The sequence below is a fragment of the Siccirubricoccus soli genome (genome assembly GCF_024178315.1).
Taxonomy (GTDB): Bacteria; Pseudomonadota; Alphaproteobacteria; order Acetobacterales; family Acetobacteraceae; genus Siccirubricoccus; species Siccirubricoccus soli.
Genome location: NZ_JAMZIK010000009.1, coordinates 55,275 through 74,985 on the forward strand (window position 1 = coordinate 55,275; position 19,711 = coordinate 74,985).

Consider the following 19,711-nt stretch of genomic DNA (forward strand, 5'->3'; position numbering starts at 1 on the left):
ATCAGAACAAACGATTTCTCCCTATGGATCTGCCTCCGTAGCTTTCGCGGGACCAGAGAGAAAGGAGCCGTCATGCCGGACCGCCTGACCACCACCGCCGGCGCGCCGATCGCCGACAACCAGAACAGCCTCACCGCCGGCCCGCGCGGCCCGGTGCTGCTGCAGGACTGGCAGCTCCTCGAGAAGCTCGCCCACCAGAACCGGGAGCGCATCCCGGAGCGGGTGGTGCACGCCAAGGGCTGGGGCGCCTATGGCACGCTGACCATCACCGGCGACATCTCCCGCTACACCCGCGCCAAGGTGCTGCAGCCGGGGACGAAGACGGACCTGATCCTGCGCTTCTCCACCGTGGCCGGAGAGCTGGGCGCGGCGGATGCCGAGCGCGACGTGCGCGGCTTCGCCATCAAATTCTACACGCCCGAGGGCAATTGGGATTTGGTGGGCAACAACACCCCGGTCTTCTTCGTGCGCGACCCGCTGAAATTCCCGGACTTCATCCACACCCAGAAGCGCCACCCGCAGACCCATCTGCGCAGCCCGACGGCGATGTGGGATTTCTGGTCGCTCTCGCCGGAATCGCTGCATCAGGTGACGATCCTGATGTCGGATCGCGGCCTGCCGGTCGCGCCGATGTTCATGAACGGCTATGGCAGCCACACCTACGGGCTGTGGAACGAGGCCGGCGAGCGCTTCTGGGTGAAGTTCCACTTCAAGACCCTGCAGGGCCACCGCCACCATACCAATGCCGAATCCGTCGGCGTCATCGGCCGGTCCCGCGAGAGCTACCAGGAGGCGCTGTTCGGCAGCATCGCGCGCGGCGACTTCCCGCGCTGGAAGATGCAAGTGCAGATCATGCCTGAGCTGGAGGCGGAGAAGACGCCCTACAACCCCTTCGATCTAACCAAGGTCTGGCCGCACAAGGACTACCCGCCGATCGACATCGGCGTGCTGGAGCTGAACCGGAACCCGGAGAACTACTTCGCGGAGACCGAGCAGCTTGCCTTCAGCCCCTCCAACTTCGTCCCCGGCATCGGCGCCTCGCCGGACCGGATGCTGCAGGCGCGGATCTTCAGCTATGCGGATGCCCACCGCTACCGCCTCGGCACGCATTACGAGGCGCTGCCGGTGAACCGCCCGCGCTGCCCGGTGCACCACTACCACAAGGACGGGGCGATGCGGTTCTTCCGCAACGACACCGGCAACCCGGACGCCTATTACGAGCCGAACAGCATGGGCGGGCCAGCGCAGGACCCGGGCGTGGCGGAGCCGCCGCTGCGCCTCTCGGGCGATGCGGCGCGCTGGGACCATCGCGAGGGGAACGACGATTTCAGCCAGCCGCGGGCGCTGTTCCTGCTGTTCGATGCCGGGCAGCGGCAGAGGCTGTTCAGCAACATCGCGGATGCGATGGGCGGCGTGCCGGACCACATCATCGAGCGGCAATGCCGGCTGTTCGACCAGGTGCACCCGGAGTACGGCGCGGGGGTGCGGGCGGCGGTCGCGGCCCGGCAGGCACCCCGGCAGGCGGCGGAGTAGAAGCCGGGGCCGCCCCCATCGACCGCATGCGGTCGATCTCCGCCGGAGCCAGGGCCTGGCCCCGGGCCTGCCCTGACGCCGCTAGGCGGGAAGCAATTCGGCGCGGCCGGCTTCCACCACGAAGCGGCCGCGATCCTCGCGTCCAGCGTCGGGCCGCGTCACCGCGGCGACGGCACGGAATACCGTCTCCAACCGGTCGGGGCGGGCTTCGTGCAGGCAGTAACCCCGGCGGTTGTTGAAGAAGCGGATGTGCGGATTGCGCGCCAGCGCCGCGGTGGCGCCCGGGGTGGTCTCCGTGCCGTCGCCGCCGCTGGTGATGGAGGTGGCAACGAACTCCACGGCGCGGGAGGGGCCGCCCTCCGCCACCGGCACCTCGCCCGCCCAGGCATTGTGGATGTCGCCGGTCAGCACCACCGGCGGGGCCAGGCCCCGCGCCGCCAGCCCCTCCAGCAGGCGCTGACGGGCGGCGGGGGCACCGTCCCATTTGTCCGGGGCGATGCCGTCATTCGCCAGGCGCCGCGGCATCAGCATCACCTGCTGCGCCAGCACCTGCCAGCGCGCCTCGGAGCGGGCGGCATTCTCCAGCAGCCAGGCTTCCTGCGCCGCGCCCAGCATCTGCGCGTCCGGCCGCGCCACCTCGGCGCAGGCGGGACCATTCACGTCGCCGCAGGGCTGGTCGTCCCGGTATTGCCGCGTGTCCAGCACGTGCAGATCGAGCAGCCGACCGTAGCGGAAGCGGCGATGGGCGAGGATGCCGGCGCCGCGCGGCCGCTGGGCCGGGCGCAGCGGCATCGCCTCCCACCAGGCCTGGAAGGCGGCTTCGCGCAGCGCCAGGAATTCCTCCCGCGGCATCGCCATCGGGTGGCGGGCGCTGCGGCCATCCGCCTCGCTCTGCTCGCCGGCCCAGTTGTTCTCCACCTCATGGTCGTCGAAGCTCGGGATGCAGGCATGCGCCGCCATCGCCGCCTGCAGATCGGGGTCCGACTGGTATTGCGCGTAGCGCCGGCGGTAATCGGCGAGGGCGCGGCACTTGCCGCCCGCCGCGCTGCGCACCACGGGACCGAAGCCGCCCGGCTGGCCAGGCTGGCGGCCAGCATATTCGTAGATGTAGTCGCCATAGTGGAAGACGAAGTCGATCGCCTCCTCCGCCGCCGCGTGCCGCCAGGCGGTGAACCAGCCATGCTCGATGTGCTGGCAGCCGGCGGTGAGGAAGCGCAGCCGCTCAGGCCGCGACACCGGGTCCGGCGCGGTGCGGGCATGGCCGGTGGGGCTGACCTCGCCGCCCAGGCGGAAGCGATACCAATAATCCCGGCTTGGCCGCAGCCCGCCGGCCTCGACATGGGCGGAGAAGCCCTCGGCAGCACTCACCACCACTTGGCCGGCGGCGGCGATGCGGCGGAAGCTGGGATCCTCCGCCACCTCCCAGGTGAGTTCCGGCGTGGCCTCCGGCGCCATGCCGAAGAAGGGCGCGAGGGGCTGGGGCGCCAGGCGGGTCCAGAGCAGCAGGCTGTCCGGCCAGGGATCACCGCTGGCAACGCCCGTGGCGAAGGGTGTCCCGCCCCCCGTCCAGGCCGCGGATGTCGCCAGTATGAGCGGCGGCGCGGCCAGCGCGGCGCGCAGCAGGGCACGACGTTGCATGGGCGGAGGCTACCGCGCGCCGCCCGATGCCGTCGAGCCAGCGCCTTAGGTGACGCCCTGGCCGCCGGCGCTCGGTGCGGCAGGGGTGGGTCACACCGGCACCTCCCCCGGCGGCTTCAGGGTGGAGAGCACGAAGGAGCTGCGTGTCTCCTTCACCCCCGGCATGCGCAGCAGGGCCTTCAGAGCGAACTCGGCATAAGCCTCGAAATCCGCAGCGAGGACATGCAGCAGGTAGTCCATCTCGCCGCTCATCGCATAGGCGGCGAGCACTTCCGGGCGTTCCGCCAGGGCCTTGTGGAAGCGGGCCACCACCTCCTCGGCATGGCTCTCCAGCGCCACCATGACAAAGGCCTGCAAGGGCAGGCCGAGCCGCACCGGGTCCAGCAGCGCGGCATAGCGGGCGATGGCGCCCGCCTCCTCCAGCCGCTTCACCCGGCGCTGGCAGGGGGTGGGGGACAGCCCCACCTGCTCGGCCAGCGCCACCACCGGCAGGCGGCCGTCGCGCTGCAGGGCACGCAGGATACGGCGATCGATGGCATCCAGTTCCAGGGTGGATTTTGCCATGGATTGGCCCTCGGTGAGTGACTTCCGCCCAATCTAGCGGCCATCACGGCCGAATTCGCTGCAATTCGCCAAGACGGATGCGGCATCCTTCCTGCGTTGGAAAGCGGAGGCCACGCGATGTCCGCCAGCGTCCAGGAATTGCCCGGCTTCCTGCGCGGCAATTACGCCGCCGCCGCGCCGGACGGCACTCTGCCGGCCGAGAGCCTGCGCTACAGCGCGGCCGACCACGCCACATGGCGCACCCTCTACCAGCACCAGGCGGCGCTGCTGCCCGGCCATGCCGCAAGTTCCTACCGCACCGCCCTGGCGCGCCTGCCCTTCGCCGATGGCGTGCCGGACCTCGCCGCGACCTCCGCCCTGCTGCGCGCGGCCACCGGCTTCTCCCTGGTGCCGGTGCCAGGGCTGATCCCGGATGCGCCCTTCTTCGCCCATCTCGCGGCGCGGCGCTTTCCCGTCACCGCCTGGATCCGCCGGCCGGAGGAGCTGGACTACATCGTCGAGCCGGACATCTTCCACGATGCCTTCGGCCATGTGCCGCTGCTGACCGAGCCCGATTTCGCCGAGGTGCTGGAGGCCTATGGCCGCCTGGGCGAGCAGGCCATGCGGCTCGGCGCGCTGAAGCCGCTGGCGCGCTTCTACTGGCACATGATCGAGTTCGGCCTGATCCGCGAGGCTGGCCCAGGGGGCGGCGCGCTGCGCGCCTATGGTGCCGGCATCCTCTCCTCCTCCGCCGAGACGCGCCACGCGGTGACGGGGACGGCGCCGCGGCGGCTGCGCTTCGACCTCTGGCGGGTGCTGCGCAGCGACTACTTCATCGACGATCTGCAGCCGACCTACTTCGTCATCGAGAGCTTCGCGGAGCTCTTCGCCGCCATGCGCCGCCTGCCGGCGCTGCTGGAAGCGGCGCGCGATGCCGCGCCCATCCCGCCCGGCGCCGCCGCCGACGGCGACCATCCCATCCGCTGAGGAGACGCCTGATGGACATCCCTCCCGACCGCACCGACCTCGCCGGCCGCATCTCCGAGGCCAATCCGATGGGCACGGATGGCTTCGAATTCGTGGAGTTCACCGGCCCGGAGCTGCCGGCGCTGGAGGCGCTGTTCACCCGGCTGGGCTTCGCCCCGGTGGCGGCGCATCGCAGCAAGCGCGTCACGCTGTGGCGCCAGGGCGATGTGAACTTCATCCTGAACGCCGAGCCGGACAGCTTCGCCCAGGCCTTCCAGCGGGTGCACGGGCCTTCGGCCTGCGCCATGGCCTTCCGCGTGGCGGATGCCGCCGCGGCCTATAACCGCGCCATCGCCCTCGGCGCCCGGCCGGTGCAGGGCAAGGTGGGGCCGATGGAGCTGAACATCCCGGCCATCAAGGGCATCGGCGGCTCGCTGCTCTATTTCGTGGATCGCTACGGCGCACGCGGCAGCATCTACGAGGTGGATTTCCGCTGGCATGGCGGCGCCGAGCCGAAGCCCAAGGGCCAGGGCATCACCGTGATCGACCACCTGACGCACAATGTCCATCGCGGCCGCATGGATGTGTGGTGGCAGTTCTACGAGAAGCTCTTCAACTTCCGTGAGATCCGCTACTTCGACATCGAGGGCAAGCTGACCGGGCTGAAATCCCGCGCGCTGACCAGCCCCTGCGGCCAAATCCGCATCCCGATCAACGAGAGCAGCGACGACAAGAGCCAAATCGAGGAATATCTGCGCGCCTACAGGGGCGAGGGTATCCAACACATCGCCCTCGGCACCGAGGACATCTTTGCAAGCGTCGAGGGGATGCGGGACGCGGGCATCCAGTTCATGGACACGCCGGATACCTATTACGAGCTGCTGCCGAAGCGCATGCCCGATCTCAGCGCGGAGGAGATCGCCCGCCTGGCGCGGAACCGCATCCTCACCGATGGCGCGCCGACGCCGGAGGGCGGGCGGCTGCTGCAGATCTTCACCGGCACGGTGATCGGCCCGATCTTCTTCGAGCTGATCCAGCGCAAGGGCGACCAGGGCTTCGGCGAGGGCAATTTCCGCGCGCTGTTCGAGAGCATCGAACTGGATCAGATCCGGCGTGGGGTGCTGGCGTAGCTCCCAACGAAGTCGCTTCGCGCCCTCGCGGGGCCCCCGGCGATCGCTTCTTGCCCCGGGCTCCGTACAGCCTTCCGAGGCAAAGCCGCGGAAGGTCACCGGGCGGGCCAGGTTCGAGAACTCGGACCAGGGGCCGGGTCCTGGGCCCCGGGGGGGGCGATCGAACGAATGCGTTCGATGGGAGCAGCGCCCCCCCTGCCGGCGCCCGGGGCGGCCCACCGACCTACCTCCCTCTCGCTCCCGCCTCGTCCAGCAGCGCCTGCGCCTTGCGTGCCGCCCGCTTCGCCGCCGCCTCGGCCCGCGCCTCCCGCAGCTTCTCCAGCCCGCGTTCGGCGGCCCGCGCCTCGCCCAGCGCCTCGGCCGCCGCGGCGGCCACGCGTTCCGCCACGCCCACGGCCCGCTGCGCCCGCTCCCGCTCCGCCAGGCCGCGCTGCAGCCAGGTGCCATAATCCGCCGGCAGGCCATGCCCGGCCTGGAGGGTCAGCGCCGCCGCCGCCGCCTCGACCCGCTCCTCGGCCGCGCCCAGCCGGCCATAGGCCTCGCCCAGCCGGCGCCGTGCCGTCTCGGTTTCCAGCCGGCGCAGCCGGGCCAGGACGGCAAGCGGGTCACGCGGCATCCGCCGTTTCCTCCATCGCCGCCGCCAGCGCCGCGAAGGCGCTTTCCACCGTGCCGCGCTCGCCTTTGCCCTGGCCCAGCATCGCCTCGATGCGCGGCGCCAGGCGGATGGCCTCATCCACCGCCGGGTCGGCGCCGGGGCGGTAGGCGCCGAGGCGCACCAGATCCGCCATCTCCGCATGCAGGGCGAGCACCGCCCGCGCCCGCCGCATCAGCGCCGCCTCATCCGGCCGCAGGCAGCCGGGCACGGTGCGGGAGAGGCTGCGGAGGATGTCGATGGCCGGGTAGCGGCCGCGTTCCCCGATGCTGCGATCCATCACCACATGCCCGTCCAGGATGCCGCGCACCGCATCCGCCACCGGCTCGTCATGGTCGTCACCCTCCACCAGCACGGTGAAGAGGCCGGTGATGGCACCGGCGCAGCCCTCCTCCCGCGGCCCGGCGCGTTCCAGCAGGCGGGGGAGTTCGGCGAAGACGCCAGGGGTGTAGCCGCGGGTCGTCGGCGGCTCCCCGGCCGCGAGGCCGATCTCGCGCAGCGCCATGGCGAAGCGGGTGACGCTGTCCATCATCAGCAGCACCTGGCGGCCCTGATCGGCGAAATGCTCGGCGATGGCCATGGCGGCATAGGCGGCCTCCCGCCGCATCAGCGGCGGGGCGTCGGAGGTGGCGCAGACCACCACGGAGCGGGCGAGGCCCGCCGCCCCCAGATCATCCTCGAGGAATTCCCGCAGCTCCCGCCCCCGCTCGCCCACCAGGGCCAGCACCACCACATCGGCGGCCGCCCCGCCCGCCAGCATGGAGAGCAGGGTGGATTTCCCGACGCCAGAGGCGGCGAAAAGGCCGAGGCGCTGGCCGCGGCGGCAGGTGGCGAAGGCATCCAGCGCCCGGACGCCGAGATCGAGCCGCGGCCCCAGCCGGGCGCGCTGGCCGGCCTGGGGTGGGGCGGCGCGGACCGGCCGTGCGAGAGGCCCGGGAGGCGGCGGCGGCCTGCCGTCCAACGGCCGGCCGAGCGGGTCCAGCACCCGCCCCAGCCAGGTCTCGTCCACTGCCAGGCTGGCCGATGGGGCAAGCATGGCCGGGGTGCCGGGGCCGACCCCGTCCAGCGGCCCGAAGGCGAGGGCGGTGGCGTGCCCCTCGGCGAAGCCCACCACCTCTGCCTCCACCGCCGGCGCGGCAGGGGGTGAGAGGCGCAACCTGGCTCCGATCCGCAACCAGGGATCGAGGCCCGTGACGGAAATTGAGAGGCTTCCCGCCGATACAACCTTACCGTGCAGCTGTGCCGCAGGCTGGCGCCGCAACGCCAGGCTTGCCCGGTCGATTTTCATAACAATTTGATAAGAAAGCGTTTCTCTCCCCGGCATCGTGCCTTCATCGTCTTTCAAGGATTTGTCTCGTATCTTGGTACGCCCAAAGCGATGAATTTCCTCTTCACAACACACGCATAAGTGGTATCTCCATACACGTCTGGCGTGCAGGAGAGTGAGACATGCGCGTATTATTGGTTGAGGACGACCTGGCCGCCTCCCGGGGCCTGGTCGCCATGCTCAAGGCCAACGCCATGGTGGTCGACGCCGTCGATACCGGCGAGGAAGCGCTCGAGCTGGTGCGCCTCTACGATTACGACGTGGTTCTGCTCGACCTTGTTCTTCCGGATATGGAAGGATACGAGGTCGTGAGGCGCCTGCGCGCCGCGCGGGTGGAAACCCCGGTCATGATCCTCTCCGGCCTCGCGCGGCCCCAGGCCAAGGTGAAGGGCTTCGGCATGGGCGCCGACGACTTCATCACCAAGCCCTTCGACGGGCAGGAGCTGGTGGCCCGCATCCAGGCCGTGGTGCGCCGCACCAAAGGCTTCGCCCAGCCCAGCCTCTCGGTCGGCCCTCTCACCCTCAACCTCGGCTCGCGGGAAGTCACCATCGGCGGCGCCCCGGTCCACCTGACCGGCAAGGAATACGCGATCCTGGAGCTGCTGACCCTGCGCAAGGGCCTGGTGCTGACCAAGGAAGCCTTCCTGAACCACCTCTATGGCGGGATGGATGAGCCGGAGGTGAAGATCATCGACGTCTTCATCTGCAAGCTGCGCAAGAAGCTCGCCCAGGCGGGCGCGGACAACCTGATCGGCACGGTCTGGGGCCGCGGTTATGTGCTGCGGGACCCGCAGCAGGCCGGTACGCGGTTTCCCAACGCCCCCGTGGCTGGCAGCGCCATTCCGCTGACGACGACCGTCGCCGCTTAAGGATCCGGCCCGCCGGGGGTACCACCCCTTCGGCCCTGGCCGGGTCGCAAGATCCTCCGTCAGACGCAACTGGGCGGCCCCCGAACGGGAGCCGCCCTTTTTTCTGCCCGTCCGGGAAGGCCCGGCATGCCTCGCAGCCCGGCCACGCGCCGCCCCGGCCTGGCAGCCGCGGCCGCAGTTGGCGCGGGATTGGCCGAGCGTCGCCCACCCATCCCGCTCCAGCTCATCGTCTGCCCGCATGCTTCACGGTTCGGCCGATCCGGCCTCGGTCGCTCGCGCTCAGCCCGCCTTCGCCACCGCCTGCCGACGTTCATAGGCGCCGCGCTCCGCCGGCAGGGCGATGAGCTGGTCGGTCAGCCCCAGCACCGTCTCCGCCCCGCCGAGATAAAGCACGCCATCCGCCGCCAGCCGCTCTGCCAGTGCGTTCAGCACCCGGGTCTTGGTCGGGGTATCGAAATAGATCAGCACGTTGCGGCAGAAGATCACATCGAACCGGCCGAGATGGCGGAAATCCGCCAGCAGGTTCAGATGCTCGAACCGCGCCATGGCGCGCAGCGGCGGATTGACCCGCCAGCGCCCCGCCTCCTGGTGCAGATACTTCACCATCAGCTTGGCGGGCAGGCCGCGCTGCACCTCGAACTGGGTGTAGAATCCCTCCCGCGCCCGGGACAGCACCTCCTGCGAGATGTCGGTGCCGAGGATCTCCACCTTCCGCCCAGCCGTCTCCGCGCCCAGCTCCTGCACCAGCATGGCGATGGAATAGGCTTCCTGCCCGGTGGAGCAGGCGGCGGACCAGACCCGCAGCGTGGCCCCCGGCGGCCGCGCGGCGGCCAGGGCGGGCAGCAGACGCTTCAGATGCTCGAAGGGCTTGCCGTCGCGGAAGAAGCTGCTTTCGTTCGTCGTCAGCGCCTCGGTCACTGCCTCGGCCAGCGCCAGGGCGCGCGGTTCCCGCAGCTTCAGCGCCAGCGCATCCAGGCTTGCCAGCCCCTCCCGCTTCAGGATGGGGCCAAGGCGGGTGTCCAGCATGTACTGCTTGTCCGGCGTCAGCACGAGACCGGAGCGGGCCTTCACCAGCCCGGCGATGAAGGCGAAGCCATCCGGGCTCATGCGAAGGCTCCCGCTCGGCTGGCCACCAGGGCCAGCACCTGTTCCGCCAACCCCTCCGGTGGCAGCTGGGCGCGGGCGAGGCCGGCGCGGGCGACCGCCCCGGGCATGCCCCAGACCACCGAACTCGCCTCATCCTGCGCCAGCACCGCGCCGCCGGCGGCAGCCACCGCCTTGCAGCCGGCCAGGCCGTCATGCCCCATGCCGGTCAGGATCACCGCCAGCACCGCGCCCTCGCAGGCAGCGTTCAGGCTGCGCAGCATGGGGTCCACCGCCGGGCGGCAGAAATTCTCCGGCGGCCCGTCATTCAGCCGCGCCACCAACCTGCCGTTCGCGGCCTCCACCAGCAGGTGCCGGTCGCCCGGCGCCAGGTAAAGCCGGCCTGCCTCCAGCACCTCGCCATCCCGCGCCTCGGCGCAGCCGAGGGTGCCGAGGCGGTTGAGATGGTCCGCCAGCATGGCGGTGAAGCCGGCCGGCATGTGCTGCACCGCCACCACCGGCACCGGCACCTTGCGATTCAGCCCCCGCACCAGCGTGGCCAGCGCCTGCGGCCCGCCGGTGGAGCAGCCGATGCCGATCGCCTTCACCCCACGGCGCGGCAGCAGCGCCACCAGGCTCGGTTGTGCCGGCCGGGAAGGTCGCGGCGCGGCGACGGCACGGCCCATCCGCGCCCAGCCCTTCACCTTCGCCACCAGCTCCGCGCGGAAGCTCGCATCATGCAGCCCGCCGCCGGCCGCGCCGGGCTTCGGAATGTAGTCCGCCGCACCGGCGCGCAGCGCCGCCATGGTGACGGCCGCGCCCTTCTGCGTCAGCGCGCTGGCGACGATGACGACAGGGCGCGGCACCAGCTTCAGCAGCAGCGGCAGCGCCGTCATGCCGTCCATCACCGGCATTTCGAGGTCGAGCAGCACCACCTGCGGCCGCGTCGCGACGGACATGCCGGCCAGCGTCTCCAATGCCTGGCGGCCATCGCCGGCCCGCGCCACCACCTTGATCTCGGGATCCGCCTCCAGCACACGGGCCAGGGCGGAGCGCACCGTGGCGCTGTCATCGCACAGCATCACCCGGACAATCGGGGCCTGGCTCACGCGGCGTCGTCCTGCAGCAGCCCGGCCTGGACGAATTTGTCCCGCAGGATGTCCTCGTCGAAGGGCTTCATGACGTATTCCTGCGCCCCGGCCTCGAGCGCGGTGACGATCCGGTCCATCGCCCCTTCGGTGGTGCAGAACACCACGATCGGCCGGTCCGGGCCGAATTCCCGGCGGGCCTCCACCAGGAATTGCAGCCCGTCCATCACCGGCATGTTCCAGTCCAGCAGGATGGAATCGGGCAGGGCGTGCCGGCAGGCCGTCAGCGCCTCCTCGCCGTTCTCCGCCTCCTGTACCTGGAAGCCGTGCTTTTCCAGGATGCGCCGGGCCGCCTTGCGGACCACGCGGCTGTCATCGACCACCAGGCAGGTGGCAGCGGAGGCGCGCTCGCTCATCGCGCCCGCCCTCAGCCGATCGCCAGGATGCGTTCGACATCCAGCAGGATGAGCAGCCGCTCCCCCATCCGGTGCACGCCGACCGAAACCTCCCGCCACATCGGGTCGAGGGTCGGCGGGTTGGGCGCTCGGTCCGCCCGCGGCAGGGGCAGCACATCGCCCACCTGGTCGGCGAGGAGGGAGTAGAGCTCATTGTCCCGCTCCACCACCACGCTCATCGCCTGGCCTTCCTCCGGCTTGCGTGCCGGCAGGCCGAGGCGGCGGCGGAGGTCGATGGCGGTGACGATGCGGCCGCGAAGGTTGAGACTGCCCGCCACCTCCGGCGGCGCCAGCGGGATGCGGGTGATGGTCTGCGCCCCGAGCACGTCCCGCACCGCCAGCACCGGCACGCCGCACAATTGGTCGGCGACGGTGAGGGTGAGGTAGCTCTCGGCTGCGGCATCGCCGAGGGGCGAGGCACCGCGGGCGGAGGGCTTGGCGGACTCGGCCGCCGCGCCCGTCATGGCCTGCTGCATGATGGTCCTTCCTTCCTCAGCCCGCGACCGTCATGGCCAGGCACTGCCGGAGGCTCTCCAGCAGCGCGGCGCGGTCGAATTTGGCGACGTAGTCGGTGAAGCCGGCCTCCCGGCCGTGGGCGATGTCGGCCGGCTCGGCCCGGCCGGCGAGCGCGATCATCGGCAGATCCTGCCAGGGCCCGCCCTCCCGCACCGCGCGGGCGAAAGCATTGCCGTTCATCCCCGGCATGTTGATGTCGGAGATGATGGCCTCGAATTCCGCGCCGGCCTCGCGCAGGCGGAGCGCTTCCTCGGCATCCGCGACGGCGGTCACGGCGTAGCCGGCGGCGCTGAGGGCGGGGACGACGAGGGTGCGGAAGAAGGCGCTGTCCTCCACCATCAGGATGCGCTGGCCATGGCCCTTCTCGGCGCCGCCCTGGGCGCCGAACCAATCCTCGCCGCCGTCCTGGCGCAGCCACCAGGCAGTGTCGATCACCTCCGTCACCTTGCCGCAGATGACGGCGCTGCCGAGATAGCCCGGCCGCTCGCCCGCGGCGTCGATGACCAGCCGCTCATCCACCACGTCGAGGATCTCCTCGACCATCAGCCCCATCGCGCGGTCGCCATTGGAGAAGACCAGCACCGGCTGGCGCTCCGGCGCCGTGCCCATGTCCCAGAAGCCGGAAAGCGGGACGAGCGGCATGAGCTGGCCGCGGTACTGCACCAGCGGCTTGCCGGCGGCGAGCTCGATCTTCTCCCGTGCCACATCCTCCAGCCGGGCGACGAGGCCGAGGGGAACCGCCTTCGGCGTGGCATCGCCGGCGCGGAACAGCAGCATGGCGGTCTTGGTGTCGGAGTGCAGCAGATGCGCGGGCCGCGCCGCATCCCGTTCCGCATCGCCGGCGCTGCCCTCGGTGCCGACCCCCGTGGCGCGGGCGATGCCGTTCGGGTCGAGGATCATGATGACGCTGCCATCGCCGAGGATGGTGTTGCCGGAGAACATGGTGACGTGGCGCAGGATGGGCGCCACCGGCTTCACCACGATCTCCTCCGTGTCGAAGACCCGGTCCACGATGATGCCGAAGACATGGGCGCCGACCTGGGTGACGATGACGAAGCCGGTCTCCTCCGGCGCCGGGGCGTCATCGAGCTGCAGCAGGGAGGCAAGGCGGACCAGCGGCAGCAGCCGGTCGCGCAGGCGGAGCACCGGCGCGTCCTTGATCCGCTCCAGCTTCGCCGCGCCCTCGCCGCCGACGCGGACCAGCTCCACGACGCCGATCTGCGGCACCGCAAAGCGCTCGCTGCCCGCCTGGACGATGAGGGCGGAGACGATGGCCAGGGTCAGCGGGATCTTGATGAGGAATTTGGTGCCGGCGCCTTCCTTCGAATGCACCTCGATGGTGCCGCCGATCTTCTCGATATTCGTCTTCACCACATCCATGCCGACGCCCCGGCCGGAGACGGCGGTGATGGCGGCGGCGGTGGAGAATCCGGCGCGGAAGATGAAGCGCTGGATCTCGCGCTCCGACATGCCCGCCAGCTCGGCCTCGGTGGCGAGGCCCTGGGTAAGGGCCTTCTGGCGGATGCGCTCGATGTTCAGTCCGCGGCCGTCATCGGCGATCTCGATGATGATGTGGCCGCCTTCGTGGTAGGCGTTCAGCCGGATATGGCCGGTTTCCGGCTTGCCGGCGCGGCGGCGGTCCTCCGGCCCCTCCAGCCCATGGTCGCCGCTGTTGCGCACCATATGGGTCAGCGGGTCCTTGATGAGCTCCAGCACCTGGCGGTCCAGCTCGGTCTCGGCGCCGCGCATCTCCAGCTCGATCTTCTTGCCGAGCTCGACCGAGAGGTCGCGGACCAGGCGCGGCAGCTTGGCCCAGGCATTGCCGATGGGCTGCATGCGGGTCTTCATCACCCCCTCCTGCAGGTCAGAGGTGATGTGGGAGAGGCGCTGCAGCGGGACGGAGAAGGCGCTGTCCGACTGGGTGCGGGCGAGCTGGAGAAGCTGGTTGCGGGTGAGCACCAGCTCGCTGACCAGCATCATCAGGTCTTCCAGCACATCGACGGAGACGCGGATGGTCTGGGCGGCGACGCCGCCGCCGGGGGCGGCCTCCGCCTCGGCCGGCGGGGCAGCGGGCCTGGCCGGGGCAGGGGCGGCGGCCTTCGCGGCGGTGGGCTCCGGCTCCGGCGCGCGGGCCACCGGGGCGGGGGCGGCGACCGGCTCCGGCGCGGGGGGCGACGCAGCGGGGGCGGCGAGCGCGTTGGCCATCTCACCATTCGCCTCGGCATTCAGGGCGGCGATCAGCCCGGCATCGTCGCCCTCGGGCTCCGCCCCGCCGGCCTCCAGCCCGGCCACGATGGCGCGGATGGCGTCGCAGGCCTTGAGGATGAGGGAAATGCCGCCCGCCGTGACCGGCAGGGTCCCGTCCCGGTAGCGGCCGAGGACATTCTCCCCGGCATGGGCCACCGCCTCCATGCGGGAGAGGCCGAGGAAGCCGCAGGTGCCCTTGATGGTGTGGACGATGCGGAAGACTTCGGAGAGGGTGGCCGCATCCTCCGGCGAACGCTCCAGCCGCACCAGGGCCGCATCCAGGGCCACGAGGCCCTCATGGGTCTCGGTGAGAAAGTCGGCGAGAAGATCGTCCATAATCCGGCCCCGCGATGGCTGCGCCGGCCATCTTCGCGGGGGAGCGCCGAAGATTCGGTAAAGCGGCGACAGGGCGCCAAGGCCTGGGGCAGCCCAGGAAAGGCCGCACGCCCCGCCAGGAGCGCCGCCTCCGGATTACCGTCCGAGTTTCAGACCAAGCGGCGGAGCCAGCAAACCCAGACCGGGTTCGGGGCCAGGTCCTGGTCCCGGCAGGGGTGCAGAGGGCAGCGCTCTCTGCCGGGGCTTCCGGGGGCGGAGCCCCGCGCTCAGGCGCCCGGCGGCGGCGGGGTGGTCGCCCCCTCCCCCAGCGGCCGGGACATCAGCACGCTGTCCACCCACCTGCCATGCTTCCAGCCGATGGCCGGCAGGGTGCCGACCCGGGCGAAGCCGCAGCGGGCATGCAGGCCGATGGACCCGGCATTGCCGCTGTCGCCGATCACCGCGACCATCAGCCGGAAGCCCGCCGCCGCGCAGCGCTCCACCAGCAGGGGCAGCAGCGCCTGGCCGATGCCGCGCCGCCCGGCCTCCGGCGCCACGTAGATGGAATCCTCGCAGGTGAAGCGATAGGCCGGGCGGGTGCGGTAGGCGCTGGCATAGGCATAGCCCAGCACCGTCCCCTCCCGGTCGGTAGCGACGATATGGGGGTATCCCCCCTCCAGCACCGCCGCCCGTCGCTTCGCCATCTCCGCCTGGCTCGGCGGGTCGAGCTCGAAGCTCGCCAGGCCATGCAGGACCCAATGGCCATAGATGCGGGTGATGGCGGGAAGATCCGCCTCCATGCTGTCGCGGAGGATGAGGTCGGGCGTGGACATGGGCGGAATGGTGCGGCGGGCGGCGCATCCTGTCCAGCCGGAGGAGTGCAGCTAGACATCCGGGAGCCCTGTCCGGGATGCATGGCCGGGCCCGAATCGACCATGATTGCGCAACTCCCGCCCCCGCCCGAGCTTGCAGGGGGCGGAGGACAGCCGCCATGGATACCAGCCCCCAGGCCTTCGACGAGGCCGCCGACCGCCGCCGCCGGATCCTGGCGATCATCGGCGGGTCCTCCGGCAACCTGGTCGAGTGGTACGATTTCTACGCCTATTCCTTCACCGCGCTGTATTTCGCGCCGCTCTTCTTCCCTGCCGGGGACCGCACCACCCAACTCCTCAGCGCCGCCGGGGTCTTCGCCGTCGGCTTCCTGGTGCGGCCGATCGGTGGCTGGTTCTTCGGCCGGCTGGCGGACCGGCGGGGGCGGCGCTTTGCCATGATGACCTCGGTGCTGCTGATGTGCTTCGGCAGCCTGGTCATCGCCATCCTGCCAACCCATGCCGGCATCGGGCTGGCGGCCCCGGTGCTGCTCACCCTGGCGCGGCTGGCCCAGGGGCTTTCGGTGGGCGGGGAGTACGGGACCAGCGCCACCTATATGAGCGAGGTGGCGGCGCCCGGGCATCGGGGCTTCTACGCCAGCTTCCAGTACGTGACGCTGATCGGCGGGCAGTTGCTGGCGGTGCTGGTCATCGTGCTGCTGGAATTGCTGGTGACCGAGGCGCAGATGCGCGCATGGGGCTGGCGCATCCCCTTCGTGGTCGGCGCCGCGGCAGCGATCGTCGCGCTCTTTCTCCGCCGCGCGCTGCACGAGACGCAGAGCGCCAGCGCGGCAAGGCGGCCGGAGGCGGGTTCCCTGCGGGGCCTGCTGCGCCACCCGAAGCCCCTGCTGCTGGTGCTGGGCCTGACCGCGGGCGGCAGCCTTTCCTTCTACACCTTCACCACCTTCATGCAGAAATACCTGGTCAACACCGCGGGCTTCGCGGCCAAGACGACAAGCGCGACCATGGCCGTGGTGCTGCTGGTCTTCATGCTGGCGCAGCCGGCCTTCGGCGCGCTGTCCGACCATGTCGGCCGGCGCACCATGCTGCTGGCCTTCGGCGCCCTGGGCGCGGTGATGACGGTGCCGGTGATGACGGCGATCGGCCGGGTGGACTCGCCGGTGATCGCCGCCCTGCTGGTGCTGGGGGCGCTGGCGGTGGTGTCCTGCTACACCTCGATCAGCGGGCTGGTGAAGGCGGAGCTGTTCCCCGGCGAGGTGCGGGCGCTCGGCGTCGGCCTGCCCTATGCCATCGCCAATGCGCTGTTCGGCGGCACCGCCGAGTATGTCGGCCTCTGGTTCAAGAGCATCGGCGCGGAATCCGGCTTCTTCTGGTACGTCGCCTGCTTCTTCGTGCTGGCCCTGCTGACCGCCTGGGCGATGCCCGAGACGCGGATCGAGAGCCATCTGAGCCGCGAGCATGGCGCGCGGTAGGTCGGTCGCCAGACCCTCGGACCCGGAGACGGTCCGGGGCCCAGGGGCGGGCGCCGGTGCGCCCAGGCTTGCCTCCCGCCCGCAATCCCGTCAGTTTCCCGCCGATTTTTCGGACCTTCCCTGAGGATCCCTGCCCATGCCCGAGAGCTTCGACGTCATCGTCATTGGCGCCGGTCCCGGCGGCTATGTCGCCGCCATCCGTGCCGCCCAGCTCGGGCTGAAGACCGCCTGCGTGGAGAAGCGGGAGACGCTGGGCGGCACCTGCCTCAACATCGGCTGCATCCCCTCCAAGGCGCTGCTGCAATCCAGCGAGAATTTCGAGGAAGCCGCCCACAAGCTGGCCGACCATGGCGTGGTGGTGGCAGGGGTGAAGCTCGACCTCGCCCGCATGCAGGCCCGCAAGGGCGAGGTGGTGACGGCCAACGTCAAGGGCGTCGAATTCCTCTTCCGCAAGAACAAGGTCACCTGGCTGAAGGGCACCGGCCGCCTGACCGGCCCCGGCAAGGTGGCGGTGGGCGAGGAGGTCTATGAGGCGAAGCACATCATCCTCGCCTCCGGCAGCGAGAGCGTGCCGCTGAAGGGCGTGCCGGTGGACGAGACGCAGATCGTCACCTCGACCGGCGCGCTGGAGCTGGGCGCGGTGCCGAAGCACCTGGTCGTCATCGGCGCCGGCGTCATCGGGCTGGAGCTCGGCAGCGTGTGGCGCCGGCTCGGCGCCGAGGTGACGGTGGTGGAGTTCCTCGACCGCATCCTGCCGGGGATGGATGGCGAGACCTGCAAGGCCTTCGAGCGGGTGCTGGTGAAGCAGGGCTTCAAGTTCAAGTTGAAGTCGAAGGTGACGGCCGCGGTGCCGGGCGCCGATGGCGTGACGGTGACGGTGGAGCCGGCGGCGGGCGGCGCGGCGGAGGAGCTGAAGGCCGATGTCGTCCTGCTGGCGATCGGCCGCCGCGCCTATACCGAGGGCCTGGGGCTGGATGCCGCCGGCGTGGCGCTGGACGAGCGCGGGCGGATCAAGGTGGATGGGCATTTCGCCACCAACGTCCCCGGCATCTACGCCATCGGCGATGTCATCACCGGGCCGATGCTGGCCCACAAGGCCGAGGAGGAGGGCGTCGCCGTCGCCGAGATCATCGCCGGCCAGGCCGGGCATGTGAATTACGAGGCGATTCCGGCGGTGGTCTACACTTGGCCGGAGGTGGCGAGCGTTGGCGCGACGGAGGAGCAGCTGAAGGAGGCGGGCACCGCCTACAAGGCCGGCAAATTCCCCTTCACCGCCAATGGCCGGGCGCGGGCGATGGGCGACACGGACGGCTTCGTGAAGCTGATCGCGGATGCGAAGACGGACCGGCTGCTGGGCGCCCATATCGTCGGCCCGGATGCCGGCACGCTGATTGCGGAGCTGGCCCTTGCCATCGAATTCGGCGCGAGCGCCGAGGATGTGGCGCGCACCAGCCATGCGCATCCCAGCCTGAACGAGGCGGTGAAGGAAGCCGCGCTGGCCGTCGCCGGCCGGGCGATCCATATCTGACTGCCAGGCGGCCGGGCGGCGCCTGCAGCTTCCACGGCGCTGCCGGCCACGCCGTGACGGCAGGCGGAGCGATCCGCCCTCCGGCACGAACGCGGAGGCGCCGGCCTGCCCGAGCCCGGAAGATGACGCCGGCGTCATGCAGCGCGTCCGCCATCGCCGGGCGGGGGTTCTGGCGCTGGTGCCTCGGAAGCCGCCGGCTATAGTGGCCGCAACGGCGGAAACGGACGGCCATGAGCGGACAGGAAGCAACCCTGCGCGGCACCGCGCCCAGCGGCATACAGGCCCGGCCGGATGGCGGCACCACCTTCGCGGTCATCCTCTCGCTCAGCTTCTGCCACCTGCTGAACGACATGATGCAGTCGCTGGTGCCGGCGCTCTATCCCATCCTGAAAACCACCTATGGGCTCGATTTCGTCCAGGTCGGGCTGATCACCCTGGCCTTCCAGTGCACCGCCTCGCTGTTCCAGCCGGTGGTGGGCCTGGTGACGGATCGCCATCCGCAGCCCTACTCCCTGGCCGCCGGGATGGGCTCCACGCTGCTGGGGCTGCTGCTGATGGCGCAGGCCTCGAGCTACCCGGTCATCCTGCTGGCGGCGGCGCTGATCGGGCTCGGTTCGGCGGTGTTCCACCCGGAAGCCTCGCGCGTCGCGCGGATGGCGGCGGGCGGGCGCTACGGCTTGGCGCAGTCGCTCTTCCAGGTGGGCGGCAATGCCGGCACCGCCGCGGGGCCGCTGCTCGCCGCCTTCATCGTGGTGCCGGCCGGGCAGCGGAGCATCGTCTGGTTCTCCGCCGCGGCGCTGCTGGGGATGCTGGTGCTGTTCCAGGTCGGCCGCTGGTATGCGGCGAAGCGCGCGGCCGGGGCGGTGGCGGCGAAGGCGCACGGCAAGGGCGGGGCGGGCGTCGTGCCGCTGCCGCGGCGGAAGGTTGGCCTCGCCATCCTGGTGCTGGTGGTGCTGCTGTTCAGCAAGAACGTCTACAGCGCCAGCCTCGGCTCCTACTACACCTTCTACCTGATCCAGACCTTCGGCGTCTCCGTGCAGCAGGCGCAGCTGCTGCTGTTCCTCTATCTGGGCGCGGTGGTGCTCGGCACCCTCGCCGGCGGCGTGGTGGGGGACCGGGTGGGACGGGTGCCGGTGATCTGGTTCTCCATCCTCGGCGCGCTGCCCTTCACCCTTGCCCTGCCCCATGCCGGGCTGTTCTGGACCGCGGTCTTCACCGTGCTGATCGGCTTCATCATGGCCTCCGCCTTCTCCGCCATCCTGGTCTATGCGCAGGATCTGATGCCGGGCCGGGTCGGGCTGGTGGCCGGCATCTTCTTCGGCTTCTCCTTCGGCCTGGGCGGGCTCGGCGCGGCGGCGCTGGGCTGGATGGCGGACTGGAAGGGTATCGACACCGTCTATCGCATCTGCGCCTTCCTGCCGCTGCTGGGGCTGGCGACCGCCTTCCTGCCAAGGGTGGGCCGGCGCTGAGCCGGCCGCGCGGCTGCCCGCCGCCCGGCGCGCGGCAGCCCCCCCGGCGC

Annotated in this window: 17 protein-coding genes; 7 read left to right on the forward strand and 10 right to left on the reverse strand. The window is 70.9% G+C overall.

Going from position 1 to position 19,711, the window contains the following annotated elements; all coding sequences use genetic code 11:
• The first annotated feature begins 72 nt into the window (after window positions 1–72).
• A complete protein-coding gene (locus tag NJ376_RS01715) occupies window positions 73–1,533 on the forward strand; it encodes a catalase (RefSeq protein ID WP_252951481.1) in 1,461 nt (486 codons plus the stop codon).
• Between the two features lie 81 nt (window positions 1,534–1,614).
• Here the strand turns inward: NJ376_RS01715 and NJ376_RS01720 are convergent, their stop codons facing one another.
• On the reverse strand, window positions 1,615–3,171 hold the full coding sequence (locus NJ376_RS01720; protein WP_252951482.1) for an alkaline phosphatase D family protein: 1,557 nt from the start codon (window positions 3,169–3,171) through the stop codon (window positions 1,615–1,617).
• A 90-nt stretch (window positions 3,172–3,261) separates the two neighbouring features.
• Complete coding sequence (locus NJ376_RS01725; RefSeq protein ID WP_252951483.1) at window positions 3,262–3,735, reverse strand: Lrp/AsnC family transcriptional regulator; 474 nt, start codon at window positions 3,733–3,735, stop codon at window positions 3,262–3,264.
• Between the two features lie 117 nt (window positions 3,736–3,852).
• Here NJ376_RS01725 and phhA point away from each other — a divergent pair, with 117 nt between their 5' ends.
• On the forward strand, window positions 3,853–4,701 hold the full coding sequence (gene phhA, locus NJ376_RS01730) for a phenylalanine 4-monooxygenase (RefSeq protein ID WP_252951484.1): 849 nt from the start codon (window positions 3,853–3,855) through the stop codon (window positions 4,699–4,701).
• Between the two features lie 11 nt (window positions 4,702–4,712).
• Window positions 4,713–5,810 carry a 4-hydroxyphenylpyruvate dioxygenase gene (gene hppD, locus NJ376_RS01735; RefSeq protein WP_252951485.1) on the forward strand — a complete coding sequence of 366 codons (1,098 nt, stop codon included), beginning with the start codon at window positions 4,713–4,715 and terminating at the stop codon, window positions 5,808–5,810.
• Between the two features lie 223 nt (window positions 5,811–6,033).
• Here hppD and NJ376_RS01740 read toward each other — a convergent pair whose 3' ends face one another.
• Both NJ376_RS01740 and NJ376_RS01745 read right to left on the reverse strand, forming a co-directional pair.
• Window positions 6,034–6,426: a hypothetical protein gene (locus NJ376_RS01740; protein ID WP_252951486.1), complete on the reverse strand. Its 393-nt coding sequence runs from the start codon at window positions 6,424–6,426 to the stop codon at window positions 6,034–6,036.
• Window positions 6,416–7,750: a FliI/YscN family ATPase gene (locus NJ376_RS01745; protein WP_252951487.1), complete on the reverse strand. Its 1,335-nt coding sequence runs from the start codon at window positions 7,748–7,750 to the stop codon at window positions 6,416–6,418. The genes NJ376_RS01740 and NJ376_RS01745 overlap by 11 nt, the downstream gene beginning before the upstream one ends.
• 161 nt (window positions 7,751–7,911) lie before the next feature.
• Here NJ376_RS01745 and ctrA point away from each other — a divergent pair, with 161 nt between their 5' ends.
• Window positions 7,912–8,658 (forward strand): response regulator transcription factor CtrA, encoded by a 747-nt coding sequence (gene ctrA, locus NJ376_RS01750; RefSeq protein WP_252951488.1) that lies wholly within the window; start codon window positions 7,912–7,914, stop codon window positions 8,656–8,658.
• 279 nt (window positions 8,659–8,937) lie between these two features.
• On the opposite strand, the gene NJ376_RS01755 is transcribed toward ctrA, so the two are convergent.
• The 6 genes from NJ376_RS01755 to NJ376_RS01780 form a co-directional block, all read right to left on the reverse strand.
• Window positions 8,938–9,765, reverse strand: a complete 828-nt coding sequence (locus NJ376_RS01755; RefSeq protein WP_252951489.1) for a CheR family methyltransferase — start codon at window positions 9,763–9,765, stop codon at window positions 8,938–8,940.
• A complete protein-coding gene (gene cheB / locus NJ376_RS01760; RefSeq protein ID WP_370287765.1) occupies window positions 9,762–10,850 on the reverse strand; it encodes a chemotaxis-specific protein-glutamate methyltransferase CheB in 1,089 nt (362 codons plus the stop codon). The genes NJ376_RS01755 and cheB overlap by 4 nt, the downstream gene beginning before the upstream one ends.
• Complete coding sequence (locus NJ376_RS01765) at window positions 10,847–11,245, reverse strand: response regulator (RefSeq protein ID WP_252951490.1); 399 nt, start codon at window positions 11,243–11,245, stop codon at window positions 10,847–10,849. The genes cheB and NJ376_RS01765 overlap by 4 nt, the downstream gene beginning before the upstream one ends.
• Window positions 11,246–11,256: 11 nt before the next feature.
• On the reverse strand, window positions 11,257–11,760 hold the full coding sequence (locus tag NJ376_RS01770) for a chemotaxis protein CheW (protein WP_252951491.1): 504 nt from the start codon (window positions 11,758–11,760) through the stop codon (window positions 11,257–11,259).
• A 16-nt stretch (window positions 11,761–11,776) separates the two neighbouring features.
• Window positions 11,777–14,383, reverse strand: a complete 2,607-nt coding sequence (locus NJ376_RS01775) for a hybrid sensor histidine kinase/response regulator (protein ID WP_252951492.1) — start codon at window positions 14,381–14,383, stop codon at window positions 11,777–11,779.
• 266 nt (window positions 14,384–14,649) lie between these two features.
• A complete protein-coding gene (locus tag NJ376_RS01780; RefSeq protein WP_252951493.1) occupies window positions 14,650–15,195 on the reverse strand; it encodes a GNAT family N-acetyltransferase in 546 nt (181 codons plus the stop codon).
• 158 nt (window positions 15,196–15,353) lie between these two features.
• On the opposite strand from NJ376_RS01780, the gene NJ376_RS01785 reads away from it, so the two are divergent.
• The 3 genes from NJ376_RS01785 (at window position 15,354) to NJ376_RS01795 (ending at window position 19,661) form a co-directional block, all read left to right on the forward strand.
• Window positions 15,354–16,664, forward strand: coding sequence for an MFS family transporter (locus NJ376_RS01785; protein WP_252951494.1), 1,311 nt, complete (start codon window positions 15,354–15,356; stop codon window positions 16,662–16,664).
• Window positions 16,665–16,800: 136 nt separating this feature from the next.
• Window positions 16,801–18,192 (forward strand): dihydrolipoyl dehydrogenase, encoded by a 1,392-nt coding sequence (gene lpdA / locus NJ376_RS01790; protein ID WP_252951495.1) that lies wholly within the window; start codon window positions 16,801–16,803, stop codon window positions 18,190–18,192.
• A 230-nt stretch (window positions 18,193–18,422) separates the two neighbouring features.
• A complete protein-coding gene (locus tag NJ376_RS01795; RefSeq protein WP_252951496.1) occupies window positions 18,423–19,661 on the forward strand; it encodes an MFS transporter in 1,239 nt (412 codons plus the stop codon).
• The last annotated feature ends 50 nt before the right edge of the window (window positions 19,662–19,711 follow it).